Annotated in this window: 24 protein-coding genes and 1 tRNA gene; 17 read left to right on the top strand and 8 right to left on the bottom strand. The window is 62.6% G+C overall.

Annotated elements, in window-relative coordinates:
• The first annotated feature begins 2 nt into the window (after positions 1 to 2).
• Genes AC1MEM_RS22780 through AC1MEM_RS22760 form a run of 5 tightly spaced genes read left to right on the top strand, consistent with a single transcriptional unit; the run spans position 3 to position 4,057 of the window.
• A complete protein-coding gene (locus tag AC1MEM_RS22780; protein WP_499474365.1) occupies positions 3 to 332 on the top strand; it encodes a hypothetical protein in 330 nt (109 codons plus the stop codon).
• Complete coding sequence (locus tag AC1MEM_RS22775; protein WP_499474364.1) at positions 329 to 1,195, top strand: HDOD domain-containing protein; 867 nt, start codon at positions 329 to 331, stop codon at positions 1,193 to 1,195. The genes AC1MEM_RS22780 and AC1MEM_RS22775 overlap by 4 nt, the downstream gene beginning before the upstream one ends.
• Positions 1,192 to 2,232, top strand: a complete 1,041-nt coding sequence (locus AC1MEM_RS22770; RefSeq protein WP_499474363.1) for an ATP-binding protein — start codon at positions 1,192 to 1,194, stop codon at positions 2,230 to 2,232. Before AC1MEM_RS22775 ends, AC1MEM_RS22770 begins: the two co-directional genes overlap by 4 nt.
• Positions 2,229 to 3,536: a response regulator c-di-GMP phosphodiesterase, NosR family gene (gene nosR / locus AC1MEM_RS22765; RefSeq protein ID WP_499474362.1), complete on the top strand. Its 1,308-nt coding sequence runs from the start codon at positions 2,229 to 2,231 to the stop codon at positions 3,534 to 3,536. Before AC1MEM_RS22770 ends, nosR begins: the two co-directional genes overlap by 4 nt.
• The gene (locus AC1MEM_RS22760; protein ID WP_499474361.1) at positions 3,533 to 4,057 is read left to right on the top strand and encodes a response regulator; all 525 of its coding nucleotides are present in this window, start codon (positions 3,533 to 3,535) and stop codon (positions 4,055 to 4,057) included. Before nosR ends, AC1MEM_RS22760 begins: the two co-directional genes overlap by 4 nt.
• 532 nt (positions 4,058 to 4,589) lie before the next feature.
• Here AC1MEM_RS22760 and AC1MEM_RS22755 read toward each other — a convergent pair.
• From AC1MEM_RS22755 to AC1MEM_RS22745, 3 genes are read right to left on the bottom strand one after another with little or no spacing between them, the layout of a single operon-like run.
• On the bottom strand, positions 4,590 to 5,033 hold the full coding sequence (locus AC1MEM_RS22755; protein WP_499474360.1) for a response regulator: 444 nt from the start codon (positions 5,031 to 5,033) through the stop codon (positions 4,590 to 4,592).
• A 52-nt stretch (positions 5,034 to 5,085) separates the two neighbouring features.
• On the bottom strand, positions 5,086 to 6,087 hold the full coding sequence (locus AC1MEM_RS22750; protein ID WP_499474359.1) for a GGDEF domain-containing protein: 1,002 nt from the start codon (positions 6,085 to 6,087) through the stop codon (positions 5,086 to 5,088).
• Positions 6,009 to 6,542: a hypothetical protein gene (locus AC1MEM_RS22745; RefSeq protein ID WP_499474358.1), complete on the bottom strand. Its 534-nt coding sequence runs from the start codon at positions 6,540 to 6,542 to the stop codon at positions 6,009 to 6,011. The genes AC1MEM_RS22750 and AC1MEM_RS22745 overlap by 79 nt, the downstream gene beginning before the upstream one ends.
• Before the next feature lie 190 nt (positions 6,543 to 6,732).
• Between AC1MEM_RS22745 and AC1MEM_RS22740 the strand changes: the two genes are divergently transcribed.
• Complete coding sequence (locus AC1MEM_RS22740; protein WP_499474357.1) at positions 6,733 to 7,365, top strand: hypothetical protein; 633 nt, start codon at positions 6,733 to 6,735, stop codon at positions 7,363 to 7,365.
• A 464-nt stretch (positions 7,366 to 7,829) separates the two neighbouring features.
• Here AC1MEM_RS22740 and AC1MEM_RS22735 read toward each other — a convergent pair whose 3' ends face one another.
• Entirely contained in the window at positions 7,830 to 10,934 is a 3,105-nt protein-coding gene (locus AC1MEM_RS22735) for a PAS domain-containing hybrid sensor histidine kinase/response regulator (RefSeq protein ID WP_499474356.1), read from the bottom strand.
• 243 nt (positions 10,935 to 11,177) lie between these two features.
• On the opposite strand from AC1MEM_RS22735, the gene AC1MEM_RS22730 reads away from it, so the two are divergent.
• The 3 genes from AC1MEM_RS22730 (at position 11,178) to AC1MEM_RS22720 (ending at position 16,497) form a co-directional block, all read left to right on the top strand.
• On the top strand, positions 11,178 to 13,310 hold the full coding sequence (locus AC1MEM_RS22730) for a PAS domain-containing hybrid sensor histidine kinase/response regulator (RefSeq protein WP_499474355.1): 2,133 nt from the start codon (positions 11,178 to 11,180) through the stop codon (positions 13,308 to 13,310).
• Between the two features lie 279 nt (positions 13,311 to 13,589).
• Positions 13,590 to 14,762 carry an FIST signal transduction protein gene (locus tag AC1MEM_RS22725; protein WP_499474354.1) on the top strand — a complete coding sequence of 391 codons (1,173 nt, stop codon included), beginning with the start codon at positions 13,590 to 13,592 and terminating at the stop codon, positions 14,760 to 14,762.
• 7 nt (positions 14,763 to 14,769) lie between these two features.
• Entirely contained in the window at positions 14,770 to 16,497 is a 1,728-nt protein-coding gene (locus AC1MEM_RS22720) for a hybrid sensor histidine kinase/response regulator (protein WP_499474353.1), read from the top strand.
• Positions 16,498 to 17,133: 636 nt separating this feature from the next.
• Here AC1MEM_RS22720 and AC1MEM_RS22715 read toward each other — a convergent pair.
• Both AC1MEM_RS22715 and ispB read right to left on the bottom strand, forming a co-directional pair.
• Positions 17,134 to 17,210, bottom strand: a tRNA-Pro gene (locus AC1MEM_RS22715).
• Between the two features lie 54 nt (positions 17,211 to 17,264).
• Positions 17,265 to 18,254 (bottom strand): octaprenyl diphosphate synthase, encoded by a 990-nt coding sequence (gene ispB / locus AC1MEM_RS22710; RefSeq protein ID WP_499474352.1) that lies wholly within the window; start codon positions 18,252 to 18,254, stop codon positions 17,265 to 17,267.
• A 274-nt stretch (positions 18,255 to 18,528) separates the two neighbouring features.
• On the opposite strand from ispB, the gene rplU reads away from it, so the two are divergent.
• The 6 genes from rplU (at position 18,529) to AC1MEM_RS22680 (ending at position 22,301) form a co-directional block, all read left to right on the top strand.
• The gene (gene rplU / locus AC1MEM_RS22705) at positions 18,529 to 18,840 is read left to right on the top strand and encodes a 50S ribosomal protein L21 (protein ID WP_082493710.1); all 312 of its coding nucleotides are present in this window, start codon (positions 18,529 to 18,531) and stop codon (positions 18,838 to 18,840) included.
• A gap of 36 nt (positions 18,841 to 18,876) precedes the next feature.
• Complete coding sequence (gene rpmA / locus AC1MEM_RS22700; RefSeq protein ID WP_379779114.1) at positions 18,877 to 19,158, top strand: 50S ribosomal protein L27; 282 nt, start codon at positions 18,877 to 18,879, stop codon at positions 19,156 to 19,158.
• Positions 19,159 to 19,273: 115 nt separating this feature from the next.
• A complete protein-coding gene (obgE, locus tag AC1MEM_RS22695) occupies positions 19,274 to 20,389 on the top strand; it encodes a GTPase ObgE (protein WP_499474351.1) in 1,116 nt (371 codons plus the stop codon).
• The gene (locus tag AC1MEM_RS22690; RefSeq protein ID WP_499474350.1) at positions 20,379 to 20,795 is read left to right on the top strand and encodes a hypothetical protein; all 417 of its coding nucleotides are present in this window, start codon (positions 20,379 to 20,381) and stop codon (positions 20,793 to 20,795) included. Before obgE ends, AC1MEM_RS22690 begins: the two co-directional genes overlap by 11 nt.
• 10 nt (positions 20,796 to 20,805) lie before the next feature.
• Positions 20,806 to 21,924 carry a glutamate 5-kinase gene (gene proB / locus AC1MEM_RS22685; protein WP_499474349.1) on the top strand — a complete coding sequence of 373 codons (1,119 nt, stop codon included), beginning with the start codon at positions 20,806 to 20,808 and terminating at the stop codon, positions 21,922 to 21,924.
• Between the two features lie 8 nt (positions 21,925 to 21,932).
• Complete coding sequence (locus tag AC1MEM_RS22680; protein WP_499474348.1) at positions 21,933 to 22,301, top strand: nuclear transport factor 2 family protein; 369 nt, start codon at positions 21,933 to 21,935, stop codon at positions 22,299 to 22,301.
• 215 nt (positions 22,302 to 22,516) lie between these two features.
• Here AC1MEM_RS22680 and nth read toward each other — a convergent pair whose 3' ends face one another.
• Positions 22,517 to 23,206, bottom strand: coding sequence for an endonuclease III (gene nth / locus AC1MEM_RS22675; protein ID WP_499474347.1), 690 nt, complete (start codon positions 23,204 to 23,206; stop codon positions 22,517 to 22,519).
• A gap of 2 nt (positions 23,207 to 23,208) precedes the next feature.
• Positions 23,209 to 23,931 carry an electron transport complex subunit RsxB gene (gene rsxB / locus AC1MEM_RS22670; RefSeq protein ID WP_499474346.1) on the bottom strand — a complete coding sequence of 241 codons (723 nt, stop codon included), beginning with the start codon at positions 23,929 to 23,931 and terminating at the stop codon, positions 23,209 to 23,211.
• Positions 23,932 to 24,071: 140 nt separating this feature from the next.
• On the opposite strand from rsxB, the gene AC1MEM_RS22665 reads away from it, so the two are divergent.
• A complete protein-coding gene (locus AC1MEM_RS22665; protein ID WP_499474345.1) occupies positions 24,072 to 24,527 on the top strand; it encodes an RcnB family protein in 456 nt (151 codons plus the stop codon).
• A 113-nt stretch (positions 24,528 to 24,640) separates the two neighbouring features.
• Positions 24,641 to 24,847, top strand: a complete 207-nt coding sequence (locus AC1MEM_RS22660) for a hypothetical protein (protein ID WP_499474344.1) — start codon at positions 24,641 to 24,643, stop codon at positions 24,845 to 24,847.
• Positions 24,848 to 24,901 lie beyond the last annotated feature (54 nt).

The raw sequence follows: 24,901 nt of genomic DNA, 5'->3' as shown, positions 1-24,901 counted from the left end.
ACATGAACAAACCAACCAGGGAACTGGACTTGGATGAGGCGGAGGCCGGCATGGAGCTTGCCTGCGACCTCATCGACCAGCACGGTACCGTCCTGCTGCAGGAAGGAAGCGAGCTTACCGAGCGGCTGCTGGCCGCCCTGGCGCGGCGCGGCATTGCGCGCCTGCGCGTGGTGGGGGAAGCGCCTGCCGGGGCCGCGGACGACGGCGCCCTTGCGGCCGAGCGCGCGCGCGTGGAACAGCGGCTGGCGCACCTGTTTCGCCGCGCCGGGGAAGCGGGGGCGGCGCAATTGCAGGCCTGCCTGCTTGATTACAGGCTGGAGTCGCTGCGATGAGCCACCAGCTGACGCTCGAACAGGCCGTGGCGGGGATGAAGGACTTGCCGGCGCTGCCGCTGGTGGTCAACGAGCTGCTCGCAAGCTTCAATAATCCCGATGTCGAGCTGGGCGAGCTGGCCGGCAAGATCGCCAACGACCAGGCGCTGGCGGCCAAGACACTGCGCCTCGCGAATTCGTCCTTTTATGGGCTGCAGTCGAAGGTGCGCACGATCAGCCAGGCCATCGCGGTGCTGGGATTCGACAGCGTGCGCGCACTGGTCGTCGGCGCCGGCGTGATCGACTGCTTCAAGGCCGGGCGCGCCAGCGGCTTTGATTTCGACGGTTTCTGGCGCCACGCGATCGCCACCGCGCTGTGCGCACGCGCGCTGGCGCGCCGTGGCGGCAGCGCGCCCGAACTCGCGTTCGTGGCCGGGCTGCTGCACGACCTCGGGCGGCTGGTCCTGGTCACCCGCTTTCCAGAGGGCTATACGGAAGTGCTGGCCGAGCGCAAGCGACGCGACTGCCCGCTGCTCGAGGCGGAACGCGCCGTGTTCGGCATCGACCATGCCCAGGTCGGGCGCGCCCTCGGCCAGCACTGGCGCATTCCCGAGGCCATTTGCCGCGCCATTGCGAATCACCACCAGCCGATGCAGCAGGACCATGGCGAATTGCCGGCTATCGTGCACGTGGCGAACGTGATCGCGCACGGCCTCGATCTGCAGGGTGACGTGGACGACGTGGTACCGCCGCTGGTCCAGGGGGCATGGGACAGCCTGCACCTGGATGGGGCGGCCCTGCGCGCCGTGTTCGCGGCAACGCAAGCCCAATTCGAAGACACTTGCCAGATCCTGGCAAGCGGCACAGGGAGCAATGAGACATGAGCACGAATCCAAATCAGCCAAACCAGCCGGACCAGCAATCCGCGCCGGGCGCACTTGCGGACAATCCCACGGCGCAGCTCAAGCAGGCCTTGCAGCACCTGGAGGACGACATCCGCAAGCGCGAATCGGCCGAGGCCGAACTGATGCGCAGGAATAGCGAACTGACCGAGCTCAATGCGCGCCTGTCGATGGCGCAGGAGCAGCTGGTGCAGTCGGAGAAGCTGGCGTCGATCGGCCAGCTGGCGGCCGGCGTCGCCCACGAGATCAACAATCCGATTGGCTATGTGTTCTCGAATTTCGAGACCCTGGGCACCTACATCGCGCGCATGCTCGAAATGTTCAAGGCCTACGAGGAGGCCGAGGCCAGCATCGCGGCGCCCGCGGTGCAGGCGCGGCTGCGCGACATGCGCGCCGGGATCGACCTCGATTACCTGATCGAGGACATCCCGGGCCTGATGGCCGAGTCGCGCGAAGGCATCAGCCGGGTACGCAAGATCGTGCAGGACCTGAAGGACTTCTCGCGCGTCGACGCCAACCAGGAGTGGCAGTGGGCCAACCTGCACGCGGGGATCGATTCGACCCTGAACATCGTCAGCAACGAAGTCAAGTACAAGGCCGACGTGGTGCGCGAGTATGGCGAGATCCCGGAGATCGAATGCCTGCCGGGACAGCTGAACCAGGTGTTCATGAACATCGTCGTCAACGGCGCGCATGCCATCGGCGCAGGGCGCGGGCGGATTACCATTCGTACCGGCGCCGGCACCGGCACCGGCACCGCCGGCGACCATGTCTGGGTCGAGATCGCCGACAACGGCGGCGGCATCGCCAAGGAACACCTGGCGCGCATCTTCGATCCCTTCTTCACGACCAAGCCGATCGGCAGCGGCACCGGGCTCGGCCTGTCGCTTTCCTACGGCATCATCCAGAAACACAACGGCCAGATCGAGGTCCACAGCGAGCCCGGGCAGGGCACCACCTTCCGCATCACGCTGCCGGTGCGCCATGTGCCCGGCGCCGGCCAGGAGCCGGGCCGATGAACGGGACCGGCGTGATCCTGTGCGTCGACGACGAGCCGCACATCCTGTCGGCATTGCGCCGCCTGTTCCGCACCCAGGGCTACGAGACCCTGTGCGCCCCCGGCGCGCGCGAGGGGCTGGCGCTGCTGGCGGGCCACCCGGTCGACATCGTCATCTCCGACATGCGCATGCCAGGCATGGATGGCGTCGAGTTCCTCGAGCGGGCGCGCCAGGCCTGCCCGGAAGCGGTGCGCATGCTGCTGACCGGCCACGCCGACGTGGACCAGGTCATGGGGGCGGTCAACCGCGGCGAGATCTACCGCTACATCACCAAGCCGTGGGACGACACCGAGATCGTGCTGCTGGTGCGCCACGCGCTGGAGCGCCGCATGCTCGAGCAGGAGAAACGGCGCCTGGAGGCGCTGACGCAGCGCCAGAACGAACAGCTGCGCCAGCTGAACCAGGGCCTGGAAGCGCAGGTCGTGCAGCGCACCGCGCAGTTGAAGGAGGCGCACGACGGCCTGCTGGCCTCGAACGAAAAGCTCAAGCGCAGCTTCCTGACCTCGATCCGGGTGTTCTCGAGCATCATCGAGCTGCGCGGCGCGCACCTGGCCGGACACTCGCGCCGGGTGGCCGACCTGGCACGCCGGATCGCCCAGCGCATGGGACTGGACGCGCACGAGGCGCAGCAGGTGTTCGTGGCCGGCCTGCTGCACGATATCGGCAAGGTCGGCTTTACCGACACCTTGCTCGACCTGCCCGTGTCGATGATGAATGGCGACCAGCTCAACCGCTACCGCGAGTATCCGGCGCGCGGCCAGCAGCTCCTGACGCCGCTGGAAGACCTGGCCGAAGCCGCCGCACTGGTACGCGCGCATCAGGAACGCTTCGACGGCGACGGCTATCCCGACCGCCTTGCCGGACTGGACATACCGCTGGGCGCGCGGATCCTGGCGCTGGCCAGCGATTACGACAACCTGCAGATCGGGGTGCTGGCGCGCGGCCGCCTCTCGCGCGACCAGGCGGCCGAGCTTATCCGCGAGCGGCGCGGCAAGCGTTATGACCCCGCCGTCGTGGCCGCCTTTTTCGAGGTGACGACCGGGCGCACCGCCGCACCGCAATTGCCGCCCGACCGCGAACTGCGCGTCGCCGGGCTGCGCCCGGGGATGCGCACCGCGCGCGACCTCCTGATGCGCGACGGCCAGCTCTTGCTGTCGGCCGACCATGTACTCACCGAGCGGCTGATCGCGCAGATCGCCGACTTCGAGAAGCGATCGGGCGAACAGTTCACGGTGCACGTGCGGATGGAAGGAGAAGGAGCATGAGGCGGATCCTGCTGGTCGATGACGAAGCCAACGTACTGAGCGCGCTGCAACGGGCGCTGCGCCGCTTCATGCCGGAGAACGAGGTGGAGATCCAGGTCTGCCAGGACCCGGAGCTGGCCTTGCTGCGCTGCGCCGAGGCGAATTTCGACGTGGTGATGTCGGACTACCGCATGCCCGGCCTGACGGGAGGCGACTTCCTGCAGGTCGTGAAGGCCTTGCAGCCCGACGCCGTGCGGCTGGTGCTGTCGGCCTCGAACGATATCGGCGAAGTGATGGACGCGATCAATCGCGCCGAGGTCTTCCGCTACGTGGCCAAGCCGTGGGAGGCGCAGGAGCTTCAGAAGATGTTCGCGCAGGCCTTCGCACGCCACGACGAGGCGCTGGCGGCGCGGCGCCTGGCGCAGCAGAGGGACCAGGCCGCGCTGTCGCCGCAGGAGCGCGAAGCGCGCCGCCTCGAGGCGGAAGAGCCGGGGATCACGAAAGTGCGCCGCGACAGCGACGGCGCCATTTACCTGGAATAGCCGGTGCGCCGGCTGGCGCTGCCGGCGAAAACAAAACAGCGGGCTGGTCACCCTGATGCCGTTCAGTCAAGCTCGGTCTCGCGATGCCTCGTCGGTACTGACCTGTGCCGCGCAGTCTGAGTTTCGCGATCCGTAGAGCGACGTGGGTACGGCGAGACGATGCAATGCAGCCATGGCGATTTTTTCACACGTTCGCAGGGTGGACTCTTGAGTCCACGCGGTACAACGCATGCACCTCGAAACGTGGAGCACAGCCCCAGGATCAGGCGTAAAGCGTTGTTCGCAAGCGCTGGGTATGCAAAGGTACGACCGCGTGGACTCAAGAGTCCACGCGGTACCACTTATGCATATCGAAATGCGACGCGTAGCCCCGAACCGCATATGCAGAGGGTGGTTCCCGAGCGCCGCTGTGCGCGCAGGTACGACCGCGTGGACTCAAGAGTCCACCCTACGGCCCGCGAAACTCGTGCAGCTCGACACGATTCAATACTGAAAAATGCGCTGAATTAGGGTTGATTGACTGGCATTAGGGTCACCGGCCGATTCCCGTCAGGTCGGTAAAAATCCCGGTCAGCACGCCGATGTCGACCGGTTTCGTGCAGTGGCGGTCGAATCCCGCGTCGTAGGCGTTTTGCTGGCCGTGCGCCTGGCCGAAGCCGGTGAGGGCGATGAAATGGGGGCGGCCCAGTCCCGGGAGTGCGCGCAGCCGGCGTGCCAGTTCGTAGCCGTCCATGTCGGGCAGGCCGATATCGAGCAGGAAGACGTCGGGACAAAAGTCCGGGGCTAGCGCGATCGCGGCCTGCGGGTGGTGCACGACGGTGACGGTGTGCCCGAGCGCCTCGAGCAGCATGCCCATCGTGGTGCCGGCATCCTCGTTGTCGTCGACGACCAGCACTTTCAACGCATCCGGACGGGGCGCCTCCGCGGCGCACGGCGTGGGGGCGCCGGCCGCGGGCATGGCACGCGGCAGCGTCATCTCGACCTGCGTGCCGCGGCCCAGCCATTCGCTGGCGGCTTTGATGCAAACTTCATGGGCCCGCCGTCTCCATCGCTACCTCGAGCAGTTCGAGCTTTCCTTCCTCCCGGTTGACATGCAGACCGCGCGCCATCTCGTGAGATGTGGCATTGAGCGCCGTTGTGATCGCGTACGCCTTGTTCCGTCCTGTCTGCTTGGACAGGTACAGGGCCTCGTCGGCCATGTGCAGCACTTCGTCCCTATTCGCCTGCCGATCCGCCATCTCCAGGCGGAGTGGGCAGATTCCAAGCGACATCGTCACCGTGATCGCTCCTTCACGCACCTCGATCGGCCCGGCCGCCATGGCGCGCAGGATCCTGGCGCCGATGGCAGCCGCTTCGCCCGCCTGCGCGTCCGGGAGAATGGCGAGGAATTCCTCGCCGCCCCAACGGGCCAGCAGGTCGCCGGCGCCGAACAGCGTCGCGAGCCGCTGCGCCGTCGCCTTTAACACCTGGTCGCCGGCGGCATGGCCATAGGTATCGTTCAGGCGCTTGAAATGATCGATGTCCATCAACAGCACCAGCCCTGCGCCGGTTTCGGCTTGCTCGCGGACGCCGCCGTGCTGCAGCGCCAGGGTCGACACGAAGTTTTCGAGATAGCGGCGATTGAACAGGCCGGTCAGGAAATCCCGGTTGCTGGAGATGGTGAGCTGGCGGTTGGTTTCCTCGAGCAGGCGCTTGCTCGTTCGTAATCGCCGGTACAGAACAAGAATGCCGAGCAATCCGACGGCGGACGTGATCGTCAGCGCAAGCCACAGCTTGCGCCCTTTGCGTTCGCTCGCGGCTTCGCGTGTGCGGAAGCGGCTCTCGCGGGCCAGCGCCTCGATCTGGTCCTGCGTCTTCTCGTCCTCCTTGGCGCGTTGCAGCGCTTCCTCGGTGTCGATTTGTCTGGTGAGGGCGTCTGCCTGTACGGAGGCGTCGACATCGCCCGCCTGCGTCAGCGCGGCGGTGTATTGGGGCAGGGAGACGAGCAACTGAGCGAGCAACTGAGGGCGACCGCGGCTGGTCTTGAGCAATTGTTCGACTTCCGCCTTGCCTTGCGCCAGCCTCCCAAGCCGGATGGATGCGATGGCGTGGTTGAAATGCGCACGGCTTCCGCGACGGTGCGTTGCGCTGTCGTTATTTGATGATCTTCGGACTCCACTTGCGCCGTCGTCAACAGGGTCCTGACCCTGGCCTCGGTACTGATCGCCGATGGCGGAAACTGCTCTGCGCGGCGCGACAATTCATACGCCGTCTGTATTTTTCCCATCATCCAGTAGCTATAGACCTGCTGCAGGATGCCCAGGCATTCGAGAGTCTTGTCGCCATGGTGTGTGCCCAGGGCTTCGAGCAGTTTCGCCTCATGCAGGGCACCCTGGAAATCCTTCGCATACCACTTCGCCCGGCTGATATTTTCATGCACGCGCGCCTCCTGCGGGAGGGATAAACGCGGATGGGAAATCGTGATGGTGGAAAGCGTGTACAGCACCTCTTTCGGCGCCAGATAGACGCGCTCGGCAACCGCGCGAGTTCGCGATCGAGCGGGGAATGCGGTGCGCAGGATGCGGAAACGATGATCCCGATATATAACGCAATTGTTGCGAGCAACCTGGATCCTGCCACCTTCACCATATCATTCCCGAGAAATTTTTCAGCAACGATTATATCTCTAAGGAAACATGGCGGACGGATTGCGGAAGCCGGAAACGATAACCCTCCGACGCGTTGGTGTGATTATCCAGGTCGCTCCGCAGTCCTTTTTAGAATGCGTCCGCTGCAAGGGAATCTATGATATTTTCGAATTTGCAAGCTGTGCACCAGCATTCGACCGGACGTTTCGCACTGCATTCACGACGCTGCTCCGATTCACGCCTGCCTTTCGAGAATCCATGAAACCCATCCATCGACTCGTCACGCCATCTTTATTTCTTCCCACATTGGCCCTGGCACTCGCCGGTCCCGCGCTCGCAAAAATTGAACCGCTGAGTGTGTTCAAGGTGCGCGGCGGCCCTTTTGAAGCGGGAACCTATGCCTGCCGCCAGCAATACAACCGGGCAGGCTATACCTACAAGGTGGTCGAATTCAGCAGTGCCAGCCAATACGCCTGGGTCAGCGGAGGCAAGAAAGCCGGCATCATGTCCTATGACAGCAGGACCGGCAAAATCGCGTTCACGAGCGGGCCGCTGGGCAAGGGATTCGAGGCGTATTTCGGCAAGCGGGGTGACGGGGCGTCCGTCATCATCCTGGTCGATACCGACCTGGCGCCGAAGGCGGATGCCTACGACTATTGCACCCGGCGCGCAGGCAGCTGAGGCAGTCACGGCTATCGCATCCCGACGTCCAAAAGCAAAAGCACCTTCATCGAGGGGCTTTGCTATCGTGATTCAAGGAACCACGTGTGAGATGGCGACCTAGTCGACGTAGCCTCGTGTTGCGGGGACTTGTAGCTCCTGGATAGGGACACGTAAACATAAATTAAAGATGTTTATTTCATTTAACACCGGCCCGATAGGTCGAGGTCAGGTTATTTGCAACGAGACATGGATGCGCATGCGTGATCGTTGCCTTTCTTGGCAGTCAGGGACGGTTTGCAAGAGAAAGTCAACAATGCGCCCCTTTTTCAACCCCTCTGCCATTAATAGGGCGCGATTGCACCAAGGCTATGTCGCATAGTTCATGCGTGCCACGCCAGGCGGTTCGTGAACAGCTTCATAGCACTTTTCTGTCGGGGATCCCTGCCGCCGAATTAGTTCAGACCCATGAGCAGCGTTCCGGCTCAGGCCGACGTGTTACGTGATTTCTTGTCGAGCACGGCAGAGAGTCTCTCCATATCGACGGGCTTGACGAAATGATGATCGAATCCCGCCGCGCGCGAGAGGACCTTGTCGTGTTCCTGGCCGTAGCCGGTCAGGGCAATAAATGTCGTCTCGGACAGACCAGGACAGGCCTTGAGCTCCCGGCACAGCTGGTAACCATCCTTGCCAGGAAGCCCGATGTCGAGGATACACACGTCGAATTCCCGCGCCGTCACGCAGGCCAGTGCCCGTTCCGAGTCCTCCTGCGCCGAGATGGAATGTCCCGCGCTTTCCAGAAGCACTGCCAGCAGGCTGCGTGCGTCGGCGTTGTCGTCGACGACCAGGATCGACAGGGGCCCGTGGCCGGCAAGAGGGGCGCCGCTTACCTGTTCCGGCTCTTGCCACGCGCTGGCGTCTTGCACGCGTGGCAGGCGCAGCGTGAATGTAGCGCCCCGGCCGATGCCGGCGCTCTCCGCATGAACGTCACCGGAATGCAGCTCCACGATACTTTTGACAAGAGCGAGGCCGAGACCGAGTCCGCCTTGGGAGCGGTCCGGCGTTCGTTCACCTTGCGAGAACAGGTCGAACAGATGCGGAAGCAGCTCGGGATCGATGCCGCTCCCGTCATCCGTGACCGTAACCGTGACCGTCGAGGCGCAGGTGTGCACCCCAAGCGCGATATGGCCCCCTTGCGGTGTGTATTTCGCTGCATTGTTGAGCACGTTCGACAATACCTGTGTCAGGCGTGTCGCGTCGCCGTGGACGATGGCTTGCGGGCCCAGAACCTCCATGGTCAATTCGTGCTTGCGTGACTCGATGAGCGGACGCACCTGTTCGACGGCGCTCACCACCACCGACCTGATATCGATGTCTTCTTTTTCCAATTCAACGAGGCCGCGCTTTACCCGCGAGACATCCAGCAGATCATTCACTAGTTCGGTCAAATGGTCCACCTGGCGCCTGATCACGGCGCTTGCCTGACGTGTCCGCTGTTCGTCATGCGCCATGACGCTCAGCAGCTGTGCGGCCGAGCTGATTGGCGCCAGCGGGTTGCGTAGCTCATGCGCGAGCATCGCCAGGAAGTTATCCTTCTGGCGGCTTTCAGCCTGCAGTCGTTCGGCTGTAAGTTTCTGTCCGTGGATATCGGTGAGCGTGCCCAGCCACCGTATGATGACGCCATCCACATTGCGTACCGGAAGCGAGCGCGCCAGCACCCAGCGGTATTCCCCCGACGCATGCAGCAGCCGGTACTCAAGACTCTGGGCCTGGCCGTCACGCAAACGGGCCTGCAACAGGTCAGCATGCCGGGCACGGTCATCGGGATGGACCAGGGCCGTCCATTGGGCGTCGGACATCTCGTCCTCGCGAAAGCCGGTGAACGCATACCACTGCTTGTTGAAATAGTCGGTCGTTCCGTCCGGCTGGCCTGACCACACCATCTGTGGCATGACATCGGTAATGACGCGGAATTTTTCTTCGCTGATGCGCATGGCGCTTTCGGCCATGAGCTGTTCGGTAATGTCGATCTGCGCGACCACGCCGCCAATCATCGTACCGCTGTTGTCGCGGATCGGCGCTGCGCGCAGCATGACCGTGCGGCGCTGACCGGGAAGACCAAAGGGCTCGATGTCGATGATGTCGCGCGACGTCTGCTCGCCCTTGAGCGCCTGCGCCAGCCCCCATTCTTCCGGACCAAGCGGCTGGCCGTGCCGTTCCGACCCGTCGGCCCACCATCCTTTCCAATCGGCGTATTCGTTGGTGCTGGCGGCAATCGGATGCTCGCCCCAGATGCGGCGATTTTCTGAATTGACCTGAATGAGCTTGCCGTCGAGGTCGGCGCACGCGATCCCGACCGGAACCGCTTCCAGGACGGCATGCAGCCGCGCCTGTTCGGTTTGGGCCATCCGCGCCAGTTCCTGCGCCCGCTGCTCGCTCATGCGCAGTGCCTCCTCGGCCTCATGGCGCTGGGTGACGTCCCGAAAATACACTGAAAGACCATCGGCCGACGGGTAGCAGTGGCATTCGACCCACATATTGAGAGGATCGGGGTAATAGTCTTCGAAATGCGTCGCTTGCCCCGTTTCCGCCGCTTGCCGGTACATCTTGCCGAACAAGGCATCACCGGCCCGTGGAAACAGGTCCCATAGACGCTTGCCCATCATGTCCTCGCGCCGTACGCCCAGGATCCTGGCGCCGGTTTCACTAAAATAGGTGTAGCGCCAGTCCTGGTCCATCACCGCAAGTCCGTCGGTGATGCTCTCCAGGATCTGGCTCATGGTCCGGTGTGCGGCGCGTAATTCTTCTTCCGCAGCCTTGCGGTCCGTAATGTCGCGCGCAATGCCGAGCAGTCCGATGACATTCCCATGCTCGTCGACATAGGGTGCCTTGCGCGATAGCCAGATTTTCTTGCGTCCATCCGGAAGCGGAACAGTCTCTTCGATCTCTTCGGCAATACCGGCTTCCATGATGCGACGGTCGTTGGCCGCCACCTCCGACGCTGCGCTCTGGTCATCCAGGAACTCGGCATCGGTGCGGCCCAATACATCAGCCGGGTCTTTCCCGATCAGGGCCAGTGCGCCCGGATTCGCAAAGCGCATTCGGCCCTGCCGGTCCTTGGCGAAGATCACGTCGGGAGAACTGTTGCTGATTGCTTCCAGCAACGCCGTCTTTTCACGCAACGCCAGGCTTTGCTGCTGCGCTTTGCCGGCATCGCACAACACTGGCCGGAACATCAGCACGACACAGGATCCAGGCTGCGCATTCCCCGCAACCGGCAGCGCTTCGGCGCTCCAGACGACATTTACCCCCGCGCTGGGGGGCAACGGCAGTTCGCCGAGCTGGCAGCGCTGTCCACCTGCCGCGACATCGGCCAGCCTGAGCCGAAGACCGGCCCGGGCAGCTTCCGGGAGAACGTCCTCCAGGCAAGTATTTGGCGTGTCCACACCCGGCGCCCGCGCCTTGAATGCTGCGTTCGCAAACATCAAGCGCAAGTCGGGAACCGACAGTACGACCACGCCCCGATCTACGGCATCCAGGGCGGTAAGCAAAGCAAGGAAGGCCGCCGGGTGTGATGCCATGGCGTCCATTGAAGCACTGCTGTTCGATGTCATTGGTTCAGTGGGGCAATTGTTAAGTTTCCGAAAGTATATAGAAAGCCTGAAATAGGGTCAGTTCCCAATGCATGCGGCCTGGAAGGCATGGGATCACGCTTTCGACTACGTTTGTTTCCGCGTGTAACAGCTTATGTTGCATTCGATCAGATCCGGGAGCTGTGCACATGCATACGTAATGTAAAATCTCTACAGTTTCGTTCGTTACATCGGTGACCAGTGGAAAACCAAGGCTTAGTGGACCTAGAAGATCTTTGCAACAACGCTACTGTTGCGCTGTTTGTCATGGATGAACGGCAGCATTGCGTGTACATGAACCCGGCCGCAGAACACCTTACGGGGTACACGCTTCCCGAGGTTCAGGGGGCGCCTTTACATGATTTCGTCCATCACACCAAACCCGATGGCAGTCCCTACCCTCTTGAAGAGTGCCCGATCGATCGCGCCGCTCCCGCGAACATGCAGGAGCAAGGCGAAGAGATTTTCGTGCACAAGAAGGGGACACTCTATCCGGTAAGGTTCACCGCAAGCCCGATCCGACGCGAGGGAAAGGTCGTTGGCACGGTGATCGAGGTGCAGGATACAAGCGTCTTGCGCAAACAGGAGAACGAGCGCGAAGCGCTGTACCAGATTGGCCTGTTGATCCTGCAGGAACTCGACCACCAAACGATTGTCCAGGCTGTGACGGATACGGCGACCAGGCTGACCGGTGCGCAGTTCGGAGCGTTCTTCTACAACGTGCGAAACGAGGAAGGGGAGTCTTATACCCTTTACACTATCTCAGGGGTACCGAAAGAACATTTTTCCAAGTTTCCTCTGCCCCGCAACACGCCTTTGTTTGGTCCAACGTTCCGGGGTGAAGGGACGATTCGCAGCGACGACATCCGACTCGATCAACGTTACGGCAAGATGGCACCGCATCATGGCATGCCACCAGGACACCTTCCAGTACGATCCTATCTGGCCGTGCCGGTAACGCTCGGCAATGGAGAGGTAATCGGCGGGCTGTTCTTTGGGCATGAGAACACAGGTGTGTTCAAGGAAGAACATGAACGGATTGTGGAAACCCTCGCTGCACAGGCAGCCATCGGTCTGAACAAAGCGTCGTTATACCAGGATGCCGTATTCGCGCAGCGTCGGGCGCAGCAGGAGGCGCTGGAGAAACAAGGTCTGTATGAAGAGGCTGCGCGCGCGAATGAAGCGAAGGATCAGTTTCTCGCAACGGTCTCGCATGAGTTAAGGACTCCCCTGACATCCATTCTGGGATGGTCGCAGATGCTTACTTCCGGCCGCCTGGATAGTGCGATGACACAGCGTGCGATCGAAACAATCGAACGTAACGCGCGTGCTCAAGCTCAAATTGTCGAGGATTTGCTCGACATATCGAGGATCGTGAGCGGTAAGCTACGCCTGAATGTCCAGCTGTTTTCCCCTCAAGCCTCAGTGGAAGCAGCAGTCGAAGCGCTTCGCCCGGCTGCGATGGCAAAGTCAGTCGCTCTGCAGCTGGTTATCGATCCGATGGCAGGTCCGATTTCGGGCGACCCCGAGAGACTTCAGCAGATTGTCTGGAACCTTTTGTCGAACGCGATCAAGTTCACACCGAAAGGCGGTCGCGTTCACCTTGCGGTGCAACGTCACCACTCCAATGTCCATATCGTCGTGACAGACAACGGATCGGGCATCCCAGCGGAATATCTGCCGCGCATATTCGACAGCTTCACACAGGTTGACTCGTCGTCCAGCCGGAAGCATGGCGGGCTTGGTCTTGGGCTGGCAATTGTCAGGAAACTCGTCGAACTGCATGGGGGTAACGTAAGCGCCCATAGCGATGGCTCGGGTAAGGGCGCGTCGTTCACGGTGAGCCTGCCCATCGCGCCTTTGGCTACCCGTTCGTCAACGACTACGTCGCACGAGTCCTCGGCCCAATTCCATCGGATACCTTTGAATACCGAAGACTTCGGACTGGCTGGCGTAGTCGTGCTTCTGGTCGAGGACGATGACGATGCGCGCAACATGCTCGCATCGGTCCTGTCGAGTGCGCACGCTGTAGTCGAGACCGCATCTAATGCGGAAGAGGCATTGATGCTCTGGGAAGGGATGCGTCCCGATCTGATAGTGAGCGATATCGGTATGCCCGGCATGGACGGCTACGGGTTCATCGCAGAAGTGCGGCAGCGCGAGAAGCGGGGCAAGCTCCCAAGTGTGCCCGCGGTAGCCCTGACAGCATATGCGCGGGTCCAGGACCGGATGCGCGCGCTCACAAACGGTTTTCAAATGCATGTAGCCAAACCGGTCGAGCCCGCCGAGCTGCTCACTGTCCTGTCGACGCTTCGGTCATGGCGCGTTCCTTAGCATCTTTCTGGCTAGCTCTTGCCATGTCCGAAGCCAAGGCTTATCCGTGATTAAGCACGCTGCTGACTGAGAGCCAGAATTTAATTGACGCGAAGAGCGCAAACTATCCGGTTCGAACGGGCGGTACCAATCACGTTCTCAACAGCTTTTATTGCCACACGGATCATATTTGCGCGTTTTTCTCAAATGCACTATTGTCCAGTATTAAGCGAGTTTAATTGAGCTGTCCTCACCCCTTCAGTAATCTTCCCCAGCATTTATCAGCTGCATAGGTCATCCATGGCAAATACCGTAGTGGCTGTCAGCCACACCCTTCTTTGTGCACCGGAAGCAGCAAGCCATGCGCTTGCCGAATCGATATCTGGAAAACTGAACGGCAGCCGCCCTGACGTGCTAATCGTTTTCGCGTCACCTGAACTTGATTACCAGCCCTTGTTAGCCGCGCTCGAGGCCTCATGCCATCCACGCTTGCTTGTCGGCTGCTCGTCAGCAGGGGAGTTTTCTGGTTGTGCCACAGCAAACGCTTCGGTATCTGTGATGGCAATTCGCGCAGACGACATTCTGTTTCGGGCCGGACTGGGCACGCGACTGCGTCAAAATTTCCATGGCGCGCTCGACCAGGTCATGCCCGTTTTTAGCGGCAGTGAGCACCCTGACTTTCCTTATCGCAGTGCGCTGGTGTTGACTGATGCGCTGGCTGGCTATGTCGACGAGATCATCCACGAGATGATGGTCCTTACCGGCGGGTCGTACCAGCTGTTCGGCGGCGGGGCTGCTGATGATGCCAAATTCGATCAAACGCACGTTTTCATAGGGACCGAAGCGCATACCGATGCGATCGTCGTACTTGAAATGCTGTCGAAAAAGCCCATCGGCCTCGGGGTTCGCCATGGTTGGCAACCAGGCGGCCCTGCGCTGCGCGTCACCGAAGCGCAGGGCAACCGCCTGGTTAGCCTGAATGCGACGCTTGCGGTAGAAGTTTTTGAAGAGTATGCACTAGCCACCGGGCAGACGTTCAACCGCGCCGACGCGCTCCCGTTTTTCCTCCATAACGTGATTGGCATCGAGACCGGCGACGGTTACAAGCTGCGCGTGCCTCTCACGCTGAACGACGACGGCTCGATTTCTTGTGCCGCCGAGGTGCCGGTCGGCGCTACGGTGCGCATCATGGTCGCCGACGAAGCCTCTGCCTGCGAGGCGGCGCGCCAGGCAGCGCAATCGGCGCTCGCAGGTTTGAAGGGAGGCGAGCACGCTGGCTCGCTGCTTTTTGATTGCGCCGCCACCCGGCTGCGGCTGGGACATGAATTCGGTCACGAACTGCACGCCGTTGGTGAGGCGCTTGGGTCGGAAAATTTCGCAGGCTGTAATACGTATGGCCAGATCGCGCGGAGCAACGGGCAATTTAGCGGATTCCACAATTGTACTGCCGTCGTGTGTGCCATCCCGCTTTGAACATGCCATGATCCCTTTTGAACTCGTGTCCATCTTCATCGACCTGCAGAGGCCCGATGCCAGATTGGTCGCGACCAATAAACTCGCACGTTACGCCGGCGTCGCACAGGTTCTCATATTCGGACGGGACGCGGAGGTCGGGATATTTTTGCCCGCGCCGGGATTGCCGCAGACGCTGCGCGCCGGCAGGCGTTGGCAGGGCTTCCTCAGCCGGTGTGCAGACGCCGGCAGCGCAGAGGCATCGCTCCCCTCGGGCGAATCCGGAGCGGACTCAGCTGTTTGGGGACTGTGCGATTCTGGAACCAACGCAATCGTCGTTTTCCTCGGAGCAGAACCTGCTGCGCCGGCCCGAGCTGCCATTGCCGCCTTACTCCCCCTGCTTGGCGCCAAGCTGGCTGGCGAACTGGCCGAACTTGCCGCTGCGGGGCTTGCCGCTGCTGCACGCGAAAGCAACCGGCGCGCCAACGAACTCAATGCCGCCCTCGACGATAGCCGACGCGAGCTGCAGTCCGCCTACCAGCGCGCTGAAGACGAACTCGTGTCGCGGCGTGAGGCCGAGGCCAAGCTGCGCGAAGCCGATCGCCGTAAGGATGAGTTCCTGGCGATGTTGGCGCACGAACTACGCAATCCACTTGCGCCGATTGGCATGGCGGCCAAGATCCTGAAGCTTGGGCAAGCAACACCTGGGCGCGTGAAGCAAACCTGCGAGATTATCGACCGCCAGATTGGGCACATGAGCAGCCTGCTCGACGACCTGCTCGATGTCTCGCGCGTCACCCGCGGGCGTGTGGTGCTAGCGCAGGAACTACACGACATGAGGGCGATCGTGCGCGATGCGGTCGAACAGGCGCGGCCAATGGTTGATGCGCGTCGCCACCATTTGTCGCTTGCACTGCCGACGCAGGCTGCGCAGGTGATCGGCGACAGCACCCGGCTGGTCCAGATCATCGCGAACTTGCTTAACAATGCGACGAAGTACACCCCACAAGGCGGCATCATCGAGCTTGAACTCACGCAGGATACAACGACGGTGCAGATTGTCGTGCGCGACAACGGGATCGGTATCGACGCCGCGCTGCTGCCTCATGTCTTCGATCTTTTCGTCCAGGGCGAACGCTCATCGGATCGGTCCCAGGGCGGTCTTGGGGTCGGACTTGCATTGGCAAAGAGCTTGGTCGAGCGGCATGGTGGAAGCGTCAGCGTGGCAAGCGCAGGGCTTGCCGCCGGCAGCGAATTTACTATCCGGCTGCCTCGGGCGCATGGAGTGGCACCTGTCCTGGCATTGCCCCGGCAAGGCGATACGGCGGAAGGTCGAGCACTTGACATCCTCATTGTCGACGATAATGCCGATGCGGCCGACACGCTGTCCATGTACCTGAGTACTGTCGGGCACCGGCTGCGTGTGGCCTACGAAGGACATGGCGCTCTGGCGATGGCGGCGCGGGCTGCGCCGGACGTTTTCCTGCTCGACATCGGTCTGCCCGACATTGACGGTTACGAGGTGGCGCAGCGAGTTCGCGCACAGCCGCAGACTGCGCACGCGACACTGATCGCTTTGACAGGCTACGGCCAAGACGCGGACCGTGAACGTTCGATCGCTGCCGGTTTTAATCACCACCTTACCAAACCCGTTGACGTTGCGGCGTTACGGCGCTTGCTTACGGACGTGTCGGAAAGGCCATCGGCACACAACGGACTCCAGCGAGAAGTCCTGGATGGGGGACAACGTTTATAGGCTGCGTCACCTTTACGAGTGGATGCAAGCAGGCGTTGGCAGCCTGCCCATGAGGCAGTATTGCGGGGACTCCGCGAGCACGACCAGATCGTTTGGGATCGAGCCAGCGTCGCCGCTGCGCAATGCGCGCGGGACGCCGTTGCCGGGAATTTCGCACTCGTCACCAGGCACCGACCCTGGCCATCGACTCACCGCGCGGCACCGCTTCTCCAGTAGATCCAACCCGGACCTTGACCTTTGACGCTTCGGTCGCGGATGTCGAAGTAGTTGTCAAGGCGCGTTAAGCGAGGCTTGGGCTTTTGCGCTTTCAGGCTCCGGCAGTATTCGTCAACTGCCTCCTTTGCGTTATGCGCGAACGTCTGAGTCAGGTCGTCTCGGTTCTTGGTAGAGACCTGCTAGTGAGAGCGGTTTTCGATTGATGCCATGATGCGTACTCCAGAAGTTGTGGAGCACGGTATAAGGCGAGCGCATGTGGATAAGTTCATCGGGGAGGGCGATGCTGGCAAATGGCGCTGGAGACGCAGCCACTTATTTTTTTCAGTGGCAGGTCACGGAAGACTTGCCACTGATTTGCCACCAGCCACTGCACAAAGCAAAACAGCGGGCTGATAACCCGCTGTTTTGCTTGAGGAATTCTGGTCGGGGTGAGAGGATTCGAACCTCCGGCCTCTACGTCCCGAACGTAGCGCTCTACCGGACTAAGCTACACCCCGACTGGTTCGAGGCACCGGAAACAAACGCCTCGGGAATCGTTACTATAAATATACTCAATGGTTCCTGTCAACAGCAAAACGGCACAGCTGCAACAGGCTTTCTTTATAGATGCTTTCGGGCAGATCGGCGATCGATTCAGCCGCGCGGCGGGCGGCCGATTCGGCTTCGCGGCGCGTGTAATCGAGGGCGCCGCTGGACGTGACGGCAGCCAGCACGGCGTCGAAATGCTGCTCGTCACCCTGCTCGATGCAGGCGCGCACGAGGTCGCGCTGTTCCGGGGTGCCGTGTTCCATCAGGTAGATCAGCGGCAGGGTAGGCTTGCCTTCGCGCAGGTCGTCGCCGACGTTCTTGCCGATCTCGGCGGCGTCGCCGGCGTAGTCGAGCACGTCGTCGATCAGCTGGAAGGCCGTGCCCAGCGAGCGGCCGTATTCGCCGGCCGCGGCAACCTGCGCGCTGCTCGCGCCGGCGACCAGGGCGCCGAGTTCGGCGGCCGCTTCGAACAGCTTGGCCGTCTTCGAGCGGATCACGTTCATATAGCTTTCGTAGCTGACGTCCGGGTCGTGCATGTTCAGCAGCTGCAGCACTTCGCCTTCGGAGATCACGTTGGTGGCGTCGGCCAGGATCTGCATGACGCGCATGTTTTCCAGGCTGACCATCATCTGGAAGGAGCGCGAGTACAGGAAGTCGCCGACCAGCACCGAGGCGGCATTGCCGAACAGCGCGTTCGCCGTCTGGCGGCCGCGGCGCATCGAGGACTCGTCGACGACGTCGTCGTGCAGCAGGGTCGCGGTGTGGATGAACTCGACGACGGCCGCCAGTTCATGGTGCGCGGCGCCCTTGTAGCCATAGGCATTGGCCAGCAACAGCACCAGAACGGGGCGGATGCGCTTGCCGCCGGCGCTGATGATGTACTCGGCGATCTGGTTGACCAGGCTCACTTCCGAATGCAGGCGCTGGCGGATCACCGTGTTGACCGCGTCCATGTCGGTGGCGATCGATTGGGTGATGTTGTTCTGTTGTGCGTGGGGGGTAGCGGCGGACAAGGCGAACCTGTGATAGACGTTGATGTGCGTGAGTGCGGCGATTATACGACATGCAAGCATGAGCCGTGCCATTTGACCAGGCGCCAGCCGTGCGATCCGGTATGCCCCGGCGTTGCCGCGATGCCACGGCAAGCCGGCAATGAATCCGGCTTTTGACGCAACAGGATCACCCGTGTATAATTCCCTGTTCCCCGGCACCAGAGAAGCGCAGCGCGGTCATTGACCCGTCGCCGCCGCAGGGATTTTTATTAAACAATTGATGAGGTTTTCAATCATGTACGCGGTCATAAAAACCGGTGGCAAGCAGTATAAAGTTGTCGCTGGCGAAAAACTTAAAGTAGAACAGATACCGGCAGACATTGGTTCCGAACTCACGATCGATCAGGTCCTCGCCGTTGGCGCGGGCGAGAGCATCAAATTTGGTGCTCCCCTGGTTGAAGGTGCTACGGTTCTGGTGAAGGTCGTTTCCCATGGTCGCCACGACAAGGTCCGCATTTTCAAAATGCGCCGTCGTAAGCACTACCAGAAGCGTCAGGGCCACCGCCAGAACTTCACCGAAATCCAAGTGGTTTCGATCAACGGCTAATTGCCCCTCTCTTCAAAGTCATCAAGGAGTACTTAAATGGCACACAAAAAAGGCGGCGGCACTACCCGTAACGGCCGCGACTCAGAAAGCAAGCGCCTCGGCGTGAAGGTGTACGGCGGCCAGGCGATCAACGCCGGCGGCATCATCATCCGTCAACGCGGCACCCCAGTGCGTCCAGGCACCAACGTCGGCATCGGCAAGGATCACACCCTGTTCGCGCTGGTCGACGGCACTGTGAAATTCGTCAAGCAAGGCGTGGGCTCGAAGCAATTCGTGACCGTCGTCGCTGCCCAGGCTGCTGAAGCAGTCGCAGCGTAACTCAGTTACTCTGACGTACCGCGCCGCCTCGAGCGGCGCATCCTTGTAAGGCGCGAGCCTTCCATCGAAAGGCTCTGCCCACGGTAGGGCCTTTTTAGTTTTTTGGCGGTCAAAAATGAAGTTTATCGACGAAGCAAGAATTGAAGTCATTGCGGGCGACGGCGGCAACGGTTGCGCCTCGTTCCTGCGCGAGAAGTTCCGCCCCTTCGGCGGTCCGGACGGCGGCGACGGCGGCAAGGGCGGCTCGATCTGGGCGGTTGCCGACCGTAACATCAACACACTGGTCGACTTTCGCTATTCGAAAACCCACCATGGCCGCCACGGCGAACCGGGCCGCGGCTCGGATTGCTACGGCAAGGGCGCCGACGATGTCTATCTGCGCATGCCGGTCGGCACGCTGATCATCGACAACATCAACGGCGAGATCATTGCCGACCTGACCGAACACGGCCAGACCGAACTGCTGGCCAAGGGCGGCGAGGGCGGCTGGGGCAACATCCACTTCAAGACCTCGACCAACCGCGCACCGCGCCAGAAGACCGAGGGTAAAGAGGGCGAACGCCGCGAACTGCGCCTGGAACTGAAAGTGCTGGCCGACGTCGGCCTGCTGGGCATGCCGAACGCCGGCAAGTCGACCTTCATCACGGCCGTCTCGAACGCCAAGCCGAAGATCGCCGACTACCCGTTCACGACCCTGCATCCGAACCTGGGCGTGGTGCGCGTGTCGCACGAGAAGAGCTTTGTCATCGCCGACATCCCGGGCCTGATCGAAGGCGCCGCCGAAGGTGCGGGCCTCGGCCACCAGTTCCTGCGCCACCTGGCACGTACCGGCCTGCTGCTGCACATCGTCGACATGGCGCCGTTCGAGGCGACGGTCGATCCGGTGAAGGAAGCGAAAGCGCTGATCAAGGAGCTGGAAAAGTACGACGAAGAGCTGCTCAACAAGCCGCGCTGGCTCGTGCTGAACAAGCTCGACGTGGTGCCGGAAGAAGAGCGCAAGAAGCGTGTGAAAGACTTCGTCAAGAAGATGGCCTGGAAGGGCCCGGTCTTCGAGATCTCGGCACTGAACCGCGAAGGCTGCCAGGAACTGATCAATGCGATCTACCTGCACCTGGAAGAGAAGCGCGGCGCCGACCTGCGCGTCGACCAGACGACGCAGATGACCGAAGAGGCACGCGGTATCACCTCGATCGATCCGGACGATCCTCGCTTCAAGATCCTTGAAGACTAAGCGTCTTCCGCTGACGCGTGCCTGGGCGCGCGGCCAGCTGCTGTCGCTGGTCGCGACCGCCAGTTCGCTGGCGGCGCTCGTTGCCATGCTCGACCCGGACCGGGTCGCCACGGCGATGGGGCTGTTTCTCGTTGGCGTGAATGGCTACAGCCAGTTCTACGCCATCTATGTCGGAGTCCGCCTCGCCACCGCGGGGCTGGCTGTGCTGGCGGCAAGGCGGGGCGACCAGCCCATCCTCGGCGATCTCGTTGCATTATTCCTGCTCGCCCAGCCGGCCGGGCGCCTGGTCGCGGCCTTCGCGATCGGCCTGCCGCGCGGGGTGTTGTTCGTCGTATGCGGGATCGAGTTGCTGGCGGGCCTGGGCCTGCTTGCCTTGCGCCCGCGGAAGCATAGACTCGCACCGTGAGACTCTCGCCATGAATTCCGTTATTGCCAACGCCGGCCGCATCATCGTCAAGGTCGGCTCCTCGCTCGTCACCAACGAAGGCCGCGGCCTCGACCACACCGCCATCGCGCGCTGGGCGTCGCAAATTGCCGCGCTGCGCGCCCTCGGCAAGGAGGTCGTGCTGGTCAGCTCCGGCGCCATCGCCGAAGGCATGCTGCGCCTCGGTTTCAGCGCACGCCCCCATGACATCCACGAACTGCAGGCCTGCGCCGCCGTCGGCCAGATGGGCCTCGCACAGATCTATGAGACCAGCTTCATGGCGCACGGCGTCAAGACCGCACAGGTCCTGTTGACCCACGCCGACCTCGCCGACCGCGAACGCTATCTGAACGCACGGGCGACGCTGACGACCTTGCTGCGCCTGGGCGTGGTCCCGATCATCAACGAGAACGATACCGTCGTCACCGACGAAATCAAGTTCGGCGACAACGATACCCTGGGTGCGCTGGTCGCGAACCTGATCGAGGCCGATGCGCTGGTCATCCTCACCGACCAGCGTGGCCTGTACTCGGCCGATCCGCGCAAGGACCCGCAGGCACGCCTGATCGAACGCGCCCAGGCCGGCGACGCCACGCTGGAAGCCATGGCCGGCGGCGCCGGCAGCAACATCGGCAGCGGCGGCATGCTGACCAAGGTGCTGGCCGCCCGCCGCGCCGCGCGCTCGGGCGCCCATACCGTGATCGCCTGGGGCCGCGAGCCGGAAGTGCTGACGCGCCTGGCGCAGGGCGAAGCGATCGGCACCGAACTCAATGCGCCAACGACGCGCCTGACCGCGCGCCGCCAGTGGATGGTCGACCACCTGCATACTTCCGGCGAAGTCGTGCTCGATGCCGGCGCCGTGCAGAAGCTGACGCAAGAGGGCAAATCCCTGCTGCCGATCGGCGTGACCGACGTGAAGGGGCAGTTCGGACGCGGCCAGGTGATTACCTGCGTCGACCAGGCCGGCAAGCCGATCGCGCGCGGGCTGACCAGCTACACGAGCAGCGAAGTGCGCCGCATCATGCGCCACTCGTCAAACGAAATCGAAGCCATCCTCGGTTACATCGAGGGACCGGAACTGGTCCATCGCGATAACCTCGTCCTGCTCTGAAAGCGACTATGACAAACCCTGCTGCCGTGGTGCAGGCCCAGCTCGACGCCTACAACACAAAAGACATCGATGCCCTGATGGCGACCTATGCGCCGGACGCGCGCCAGTTTGCGCTGCACGGCGCGCTGCTGGCCGAGGGGCACGAGGCAATTCGTCCGCGCTACATCGCGCGGTTTGCCGAACCGGACCTGCATGCGCGGCTGCTCAGCCGCACGGTGCTCGGGAATATCGTCACCGATCTCGAAATCGTGACGCGCAATTTTCCGGAAGGGCTGGGGACGGTCGAGATGCTGTGCATCTATGAAGTGCGCGACGGGCGCATCGCCTGCGCCTCGTTCGCGACTGGTGCGACGACGCTGATTGCTACCCCTCTCTGATCGACGGCCGGTGGGGCTGTTGCCTGTTCTGTTCGTGGTCGCTTGAATCCGCGTGGGCTCGAGAGCCCACCCTGCGGGAGACGTCACGTATCCGGGTGTCGCCCGATTTCGCCGTTAGCGGTAACCGTAGGATGGGCTCTTGAGCCCATGCGGATCAATAACACCACCAACGCCCCACGCGACAGCGCCACATGCGCCCTTGGCCGCGCCCGGGATTACCCCTCCGCCACGACGACCGGCTCCACCGCCTCCGGCGCAATCAAGCCCTCCGGCGCCGGCGTCTTGTCGCGGAACTCGCACAAATCATTGATGATGCAGTTCCAGCACTTCGGGCGGCGCGCCACGCAGGTGTAGCGGCCATGCAGGATCAGCCAGTGGTGCGCATCCTGCAAAAATTCCTTCGGCACGAATTTCAACAGCTTCATCTCGACCTGGTCGACGTTCTTGCCGGGCGCGATTTTCGTGCGGTTCGAGACGCGGAAGATGTGGGTGTCGACCGCCATCGTCGGCTCGCCGAAGGCCGTGTTCAGCACCACGTTGGCCGTCTTGCGCCCGACGCCCGGCAGGGCTTCCAGGGCCTCGCGCGCACGGGGCACCTCGCCGCCATACTGCTCGACGAGGATCTGGCAAGTGGCGATCACGTTCTTCGCCTTGGTGTTGTACAGGCCGATGGTCGAGATATAGGTTTTCAGCTCATCGACCCCGAGGTCCAGAAGCTTTTGCGGCGTGTTCGCGACCGGATACAGGCGGCGCGTGGCCTTGTTCACGCCGACGTCGGTCGATTGCGCCGACAGCAGCACCGCGATCAGCAGTTCGAACGGCGTCGTGTATTCCAGCTCGGTGGTCGGGTGTGGATTGGCGGCGCGAAAGCGCGTGAAGATTTCTAAACGTTTTGCCGGATTCATTTTTACTTTTTTTGTTCGGGCGAAGGTTCGGCCGCAGTGGCGGCCGCGCGCAGCCGCGCACGCTCCATGGCGGCCGCGATGATGGCGCGCTTGCGCTCTTTTTCGGCCAGTTCTTCCGGCGTATTCGTCGCCTCGGCAGTGACTTCGCGCATCTTCTCGACCGCTTTCGCGGCCAGGCGCGCATCGTTTTCCTGGCGCTCGCGTTGCAGGCGCTCGCTGCGGAAATCGTGGCGCGCACGGGCGGCATCGGCCGCTTCCTGCGACCAGGCGGCCCAGCCGGTCGCCTCCCCCGTCACCGGCACCATGCTGATGCAGTCCACGGGGCAGGGCGCCACGCACAGGTCGCAGCCGGTGCACAGGCTCGGCAGGATGGTGTGCATCTGCTTGGCCGCGCCCAGGATCGCGTCGACCGGGCAGGCCTGGATGCACAGCGTGCAGCCGATGCACAAGGCCTCGTCGATGAAGGCGACCGGGCGCGGACGCTCGACGCCGTTGGCCGGATTGATCGGGATGACGCGGCGCCCGGTGACGGCGGACAAACGCTGCACGCCCTCGATGCCGCCGGGCGGGCACTGGTTGATGTCGGCTTCGCCAGCGGCGATCGCTTCGGCGTAGGGCCGGCATGCCGGATAGCCGCACTTGGTGCATTGCGTCTGCGGCAGCTGGTCTTCGATCAGGTCGGCAAGGGTCTTGGTCACGGCGAAGTGGTCGGATAAAGCCGTCATTATCCGATAAAAGGGCGGGCGGTGCGCAGCGCTTTGGCGAGCTGATGGCTTGCGTGCAGGAACGTACAGAAGCAATCGCGGCGCCATGGCCTAATGGGGTACTGCCGGATTCCCTGCCGGCCCAACCACAGGAGAAACCCATGAAGAACAAGACGATTGCACGGGCGATGATCGCTGTCATGCTGGCCGGCAGCCTGCCGGCAATGGCGCAGGACCGCGACTACCGCGACCACCGGGACGACCGCGCCCAGGAGCAGCGCCGCGACGAACGCCGCGACTACCGCCACGAGCAGCGCGAGGAACGCCGCGAATATCGCCAGGACCGCCGCGAAGCGCGCCGCGACTACCGCGACGAGCGCCGCGAAGATCGCCGCGAAGATCGCCGCGAAGCGCGCGGTGCCGGCCCGCGCCACGACCTCTACCGCGGCCAGCGCCTGCCGTCGTACTATCACAACCGCCAGTACGTGGTCGACAACTGGCGCGCGCACCGCCTGAGCGCGCCGCCGCGCGGCTACCACTGGGTGCAGGTCGGCGGCGATTACGTGCTGGCCGCGGTTGCCACCGGCATCATCGCCAATATCCTGCTCGGGAACTGACAGCTTGTACAGAAAGGGTGCGGTAAGTGGCATATCGAACAGATGCGATCCTGCGGCGATGGCTTAATGGCTCATGGGTCGCGTGATGCGGCCAACCGCCAACAGGAGAACACATGAACGAATGGATTATCGCCCCCTTGCTCGAACCCGACCCGACCGGCATGGTGGCACACCGCACTGCCGCCGATGAGGACGCAGGCAAAGCGGCGCCTGAAGAAACCGTCGACGACCGCCGCCATGGCGACCGCCGCGACAGCCACGACGACGAAGCCGATCCCGACTTCGCCCGCGGCGAGGACCGGCGCGGCGACCTGGTGTAAGGCCGGGCCGGGCCTACCGGCAGGACGGATAGCCGGACAAAAAAAATGCCACGA

The organism is Telluria sp. AIW5, assembly GCF_056680575.1.
The sequence above is the reverse complement of the archived record's forward strand: the minus strand, read 5'-3'. Positions and strand labels throughout refer to the sequence as shown.